This window comes from Arthrobacter sp. CAN_A1, assembly GCF_015751665.1.
Classification (GTDB): domain Bacteria; phylum Actinomycetota; class Actinomycetes; order Actinomycetales; family Micrococcaceae; genus Arthrobacter_D.
Genome location: NZ_JADOUR010000027.1, coordinates 1 through 5999 on the forward strand (window position 1 = coordinate 1; position 5999 = coordinate 5999).

Below are 5999 nucleotides of genomic sequence, written 5' to 3' on the forward strand. Positions count from 1 at the left end.
TTGGCCTTCCATTTGTAGAAGGCTTGTTTGGAGAAGTTCAATACCCGGCAGGTCACCGTGACGGGGACACCGTCAGCGGCCAGTTCGCGGACCAGCGGGAACATCATTTTGGGTTGACGTCCCGGGAAAGGTAAGCGACGGCTCTGCGCATCACTTCGGCTTCTTGTTCCAGGAGTTTGATCCGCTTCCTGGCCTCGCGCAACTCGATGGATTCTTCCTTCGCTGCTTGGGCTTTGGGGTCGTCTTCTTCGTCGGCTTTCTTCAGCCACCGGTGCAGGGCGGCCGAGGAGACACCGAAGTCCTTAGCGATCGTGGACAGGGGTGCTTCGCCCTTACGGGCAACCGCGACCACGTCACGGCGGAACTCTTCGGGAAAGGCTTTAGGCATGATGAACATCCTTCCACCCGCGAGGTTAATCCTCACAGGTCAGGAGTCAACCAAACCTTCAGCAGTCCCCCGGGCTGCTACAACTGAACGATGGGATGGTTTGCCAAGCGGTTCGACGCGTCGTTCGACGAAACGGATTGGCCCAGAGATCCGCGTTTGGATCCTTTTCGTGATGAGGTGTGGCAGCTGTCGTTGAACGGCGAGATCCAAGGATGGGTAACAACCTCGGTCACCCCCATGCGTTCATTACCTTTCTTCTGGTTCAAGCTCGAATGTATGTGGAACCAGGTGCATTGGGCCGACGGGAAGCACGAGGACGTCGAAGAGGACTACAGTCCCGGATGGTTTGTCGTGGAGGAGCTGCTGACCGGCCACTTCACCACTTACGATTCCCGCTTCGATCGGGATGGCACATTTGACGCCAGCCTCGTTACCGAACCCGACCGCGACCGTTTGTGGGCACATTTGAACCACGGCAGCTAGTCGCCCGCACCGGAGTAGGCTCAAGCCCCCAACATTCGCTCCGGCGACCCGCCTACATCGGTATGCGGCCGTGACAACACGGCCGCCAACTCCGGGCCATATAGTTCAGAGAAGAACGCCGACATCCATCTTCGAAAGCTGCAACCTGCGGCAATCGTCATAGGAATCAGCCAGAACCGCACAACCGAACTGCAAAAAGCCACCAAACCGAACTAACAGTCACAGCGATGGATGAGCCGCGGTTGAGAATGTCAATGCTATTGGAGACGCACTTCCGCAGCCTGACTTGAGCCCACCACCACTCTCATGACGACTCACCCGTGGACTGACCGCAGTTTCACTTGAGCCCACCCCACGTGATGGCTCAGGACGGGAGTACTGTTTGAGTCTCCACTCATGATTAGGGGTGGCCAAGTACCAGAGCTACTACCGTTGCTGAAAGGTGAGCACGTGTCCGAGTGGGTTCGCATACAGGCCAGATCAGGACGCACCGACGTGTGGCTCGACGTCTACGGACAAGGTAAGCCGAAGGTCACCGGAGCACCCTGGTACATGCCCGACGGTGTCACCAGTGTCTACCCGTTCATCGTGGACTGGCGTCCTGAAGAACTTCCCTTCCCGGTATGGCTTGCTCCCTACAACGGAGGCAAGAAGTACGGTGACATGCTGTGGACCGGTGGGCTGGCGTTGAAGATTGTCTCCACTCGTTTCATCGAGGCACTTCGCGCAGCTGAGGTCACCGGTTACCGAACCTTCGACGTCGAGGTTCGAGACCACGCCGGCTCGCCTGTCGAGGGATACACCGGCTTCGCGACCGATCCGTCCCCGGGGTCTGACATCCAGAACCTCTACGGCCAGACTTGTCAGAACTCTGCTTTCATCGCCACACAGCGTGTCGTCGAGGCATTGCACGATCACGGAGCTGACCAGCTGGAAATCAGCCCCTACACCCCCGACTGAGACCAGCCGCTGTTCATGGTGACTTAGTTACTCCCAGGACCAGCCGGTAGGGGGCGCCTCACATGCGAGCACCCTCCGGCTGAGAATGTCAACGTGGGTGCAGACCACTTCCGCAGCCTGACTTGAGCCCACCACCCCCCGGTCAGCCCATTAGCGTGCAGCGCTGAAACGAACTTCCGCGATCGGAATTGGCTTCCTCTGTCGGAATGGACCCACCTTTCAGGTCGAGTCACGCGCATCGATCAAGTATCAGTGCGGTACCCGGTAGATAGCAGGACCGGGTTGGCGGAAGTCGGAAGCGCTATGCAACACACCGTGTCCAGTGTGCAGGAGCGCCGCACCCATGATGGACGTCTTGTCGGTTGGGTCGTCAGAATCCGAGATTCCACTTAGAGACCTCCGCGCCGATAACACCCTGATACGTCGACGAATCAGGAATGCAGGTCAAGAACGGGCCCCTCTGAGGCTGACGCCGAGTTTGGTTGGATGCTATCCCCAGAAGATGGGGTCTCCGCCTTCGTCCACATGATCGAGCAGTACTTGAAGGCTTGGGCTCGGAGCAAGGAATTGGTACTGATGGAATTTCAGATTCCGGTCGCGCCAGTACAAGGTCCACAGCCCTGTCTTCTTCGTGAAATACATTCGAGCTATCGGGAAGCGTGACCACTGCGTTTGCTCATCACCATCCCACGGGGGACGGCATTCGACAATGGTGATGTGACGGGCAGCGACGTCGCACTCCACCCGCATCTCAGTGCTGAATCTGGGAGGCACCCGTCCGGCACACCAACGGCGCGCACGAGCAACCTCGAGCTCAGGCAATCCAGAAGAAACCATAATCTCGATAATCCCAGAAGCTCACCGGCCAAGAAACTCCGGAAAACTTGGGAGGGCGTCAAAAAACCGTGGCCGCAGCAAAACCGCAGATGGTCTCCACCACGGTCGCTGGATGAAGTCGCTGGATGAATCAGCTGCAGTATGCAGGTCTTGACCGGTTGTTCCGTTGCTGCCAGGTTCCTCCTCGACGCCGAAATCGGCTGGCGTAGGCCGGGAATTTGCAGGACAGCCCATCCACCATGGGGTAGGTGACGAATATCATGTGGCAGAGGTTTTATGACAACGGTGTATCAAGTCGACTGATAGCCCGAATAGTTGTCCCCCTATGTGCCTCGCCGGAGGGCCTCATCATGATCACCAGGCACAAAGTTCTCAGCGTCACGTTCACCGCAGCCCTGATCGCAGGAGCTGGTCTTGGTTCCGCTGGGGTAGCCGTGGCCGCCCCTAGCCCGGTATCCCAAGCAGTACCAGCCATGACCACCGGAGCAATGTCCATCAGCATCGATGACTTCGTGTTCTCAGGACCCGGCACCGTGAACCCCGGCGGTGAAATCACCGTCACCAACAACGACACCGAAGCCCACACCGTGACCGCTGATGATGGCTCCTTCGATGTCACCATCCCCGGCGGAGCAAGCGCTACCTTCACCGCCCCAGACATGGCAGGAAGTTACGGGTTCTTCTGCAAATTCCACGGCAACATGCGCGGCACCCTCACCGTCGGCGCTGAAGCCATGGCACCAGCCCCCACCACACCGACCATGGCTCCCGAGATCGCGGAATCGGGTCCTGCAGAAGACGACGGGATGGACCAGATGGGTGCGGTACCTAAGGGCGGAGCCGATACCGGTGTGGTGAAACAAAACCCAAGCGATGAACCCATCATGCTTGCCCTTGGTGGTGGGCTGGTCCTGGCCGCAGCAGCCGGTGGAACCTACGCCGTCCGCCGCCGGACCACCCGTAGTTGACCCCCTCTAACTGAACTAACCGGGGCTGACTCCTCCATCGATTAGTTCACCCAAACGGCCGCCGCGGAAGCCCCCCAGCTCCCGCGGCGGTCGTCTGCCCAAAGCACACCACCAACGAGCACTCCCTGAGGAGAAGACAGCCCGTCCCACATACTGGACGCAGCCTTGAGGTTTTCCATCTGTGGGCGAACGCTGACCAGGCCTGCTATATCTGGCCGCTTCCCTGTCCTACCACCCGGCTTGCAGGCGACCCACACTTCATGGGGTATCTTTTATCGCAGAGGGGGTCTGTACGATTTTCGGTGTAACTCCTGAATAGGAGGAACCGTAATGAGTGACGTGAAGATCGACGTGGAGGGTGAAGCCGTGGCGACGGTGAAGCAGGATGACGTGGTGGACGGCCGGCTCGTGGAGCAGCTCATCGGGAGGGCCCGGGAGAAGGGGTTGGCCCTGACCGGCGAGACCGGCCTGTTGGGTCAGCTGACGAAGATGGTTCTGGAGTCGGCGCTCGAGGGCGAGATCACTGACCACCTCGGCTACGACAAACACGAACGCGCTGGAGACGTCTCGAACGCCCGGAACGGGTCGAGGACCAAGACGGTGCTGACCGAGATCGGCCCTGTCCCGATCGAGGTCCCGAGGGACCGGGACGGGTCATTCCAGCCGCAGATCGTCCGCAAACACCAGCGCCGCCTCACCGGGGTCGACGAGATGGTGTTGTCGCTCTCGGCCCGAGGGTTGACCCACGGTGACATCAGCGCCCACCTGGCCGAGGTGTATGGCGCGGACGTGTCAAAGACGACGATCGGGGCGACCACCGACCGGGTCATCGAGGGCATGACCGAGTGGCAGAACCGGCCGTTGGACCCGGTGTATCCGGTGATCTTCATTGACTGCATCCACGTCAAAGTCCGCGACGGGCAGGTGGCGAACCGGCCCATCTACGTGGCTCTGGCCGTCACGGTCGAGGGGAACCTGGATATTCTCGGGCTGTGGGCCGGCGACGGCGGTGAGGGCGCGAAGTACTGGTTGCAGGTCCTCACCGAGATCAAGAACCGCGGTGTCGAGGACGTCTGCATGGTCGTCTGCGACGGCCTGAAAGGGCTCCCCGATTCGATCGGGACACTCTGGCCAGAAGCGATCACCCAAACCTGTGTGGTGCACCTGATCCGGGCGAGTTTCCGGTATGCAGCCCGGCAGGACTGGGACAAGATCGCTAGAGCTCTGAAACCGATCTATACCGCCTCGACGGTCGACCAGGCTGAGGAACGGTTCTTGGAGTTCAGCGAGGCATGGGAGAAGAAGTATCCGGCGATCGTCAGGCTCTGGGAATCAGCATGGGCCGAGTTCGTGCCGTTCCTGCAGTTCGATGCCGAGATCCGCCGGATCGTGTGCACGACGAACGCGATCGAGTCCGTCAACGCGAGGATCCGCAAAGCCGTCCGGGCTCGGGGCCACTTCCCGAACGAGCAAGCCGCCCTGAAGTGTGTCTACCTCGCGGTGATGAGTCTGGATCCGACAGGCCAGGGACGGGCCCGCTGGACCCAACGATGGAAGGCTGCTCTTAACGCCTTCGACATCACCTTCAACGGCCGACTCAGCGTCGGACGCTAAACCACAACACAACTAGTTACACCGAATTATTGACACACCCGAGCGACCCTGCTGAACGCCGATAACACCCTGATACGTCAGGCAGGCTCTGATTCAGATCGCCGTGAGAAAGACGAAGTCGTTTACCCGGCTACTGATGAGTGATCGTCCGGCTCATGGTTGCCAAAGTTCCATCGTGGACCAGTTATCCGGCACACCCATCGACTTCTTAGTCACATGTTCAGTCTCAGGGAACGAGTTGATCAACCCGGTCACACGCACAGCCCAGCCGTTGTCTGCCGGCTCAATCGACCGAAGCAGATATGCCATCACAGCTAACCCGTTGTACAGGCCGAATACCTGCTTGGAAGATTCCTCGTCTCGTAGATGATCCAACAGCGCGATCCGGCCTTTGCCAGGTCGTTTGGGGGCGATGACGAGTTTGCGGTTGAAAATTCGGGCGTGATGGGCAGCCACGTTCCGGACATAGTTGAGGCTCGCAACCCAACTGCTCATCACCCTCTTGGCCGGAACCCCGTACGCTGTAGCGATTTCCGTTGCAGTTGAGTTCGCCAGCCCGTTATATAGACGGCCCAGGTGACCCATTTCCATGATCTCGGTGAGGGCCCATATGGGCATTTGGTTGTTGTACTTTTCGCGGAAGTGGACGACGAATGTCAGCGGCCATGAAAAACTGCCCATAGGCGGCCACGGAACTGCCCACTGATGGCCAGTAAAACTGCCCGCCGGTGGCCATGGGATCTGCCCAC

At 59.5% G+C, this 5999-nt stretch carries 6 protein-coding genes and 1 pseudogene; 4 read left to right on the top strand and 3 right to left on the bottom strand.

Features of this window, described 5'->3' with window-relative positions:
* Positions 1–388 (bottom strand): annotated as a pseudogene (locus tag IWX62_RS15875) (transposase); the annotation flags it as partial.
* A gap of 90 nt (positions 389–478) precedes the next feature.
* Here IWX62_RS15875 and IWX62_RS15880 point away from each other — a divergent pair.
* Together IWX62_RS15880 and IWX62_RS15885 are read left to right on the top strand one after the other, a co-directional pair.
* Positions 479–871 carry a hypothetical protein gene (locus IWX62_RS15880; RefSeq protein WP_196842385.1) on the top strand — a complete coding sequence of 131 codons (393 nt, stop codon included), beginning with the start codon at positions 479–481 and terminating at the stop codon, positions 869–871.
* 450 nt (positions 872–1321) lie between these two features.
* Positions 1322–1831, top strand: coding sequence for a hypothetical protein (locus IWX62_RS15885; RefSeq protein ID WP_196842386.1), 510 nt, complete (start codon positions 1322–1324; stop codon positions 1829–1831).
* Positions 1832–2320: 489 nt separating this feature from the next.
* Here the strand turns inward: IWX62_RS15885 and IWX62_RS15890 are convergent, their stop codons facing one another.
* Entirely contained in the window at positions 2321–2668 is a 348-nt protein-coding gene (locus IWX62_RS15890) for a DUF3024 domain-containing protein (RefSeq protein WP_196842387.1), read from the bottom strand.
* A 350-nt stretch (positions 2669–3018) separates the two neighbouring features.
* On the opposite strand from IWX62_RS15890, the gene IWX62_RS15895 reads away from it, so the two are divergent.
* Both IWX62_RS15895 and IWX62_RS15900 read left to right on the top strand, forming a co-directional pair.
* Complete coding sequence (locus tag IWX62_RS15895; protein WP_196842388.1) at positions 3019–3636, top strand: cupredoxin domain-containing protein; 618 nt, start codon at positions 3019–3021, stop codon at positions 3634–3636.
* 330 nt (positions 3637–3966) lie between these two features.
* On the top strand, positions 3967–5250 hold the full coding sequence (locus tag IWX62_RS15900) for an IS256 family transposase (protein ID WP_333483486.1): 1284 nt from the start codon (positions 3967–3969) through the stop codon (positions 5248–5250).
* Positions 5251–5403: 153 nt separating this feature from the next.
* Here IWX62_RS15900 and IWX62_RS15905 read toward each other — a convergent pair.
* Positions 5404–5999 (bottom strand): Abi family protein (locus IWX62_RS15905; protein WP_196842389.1); only part of this gene is annotated, 596 nt, incomplete at its 5' end.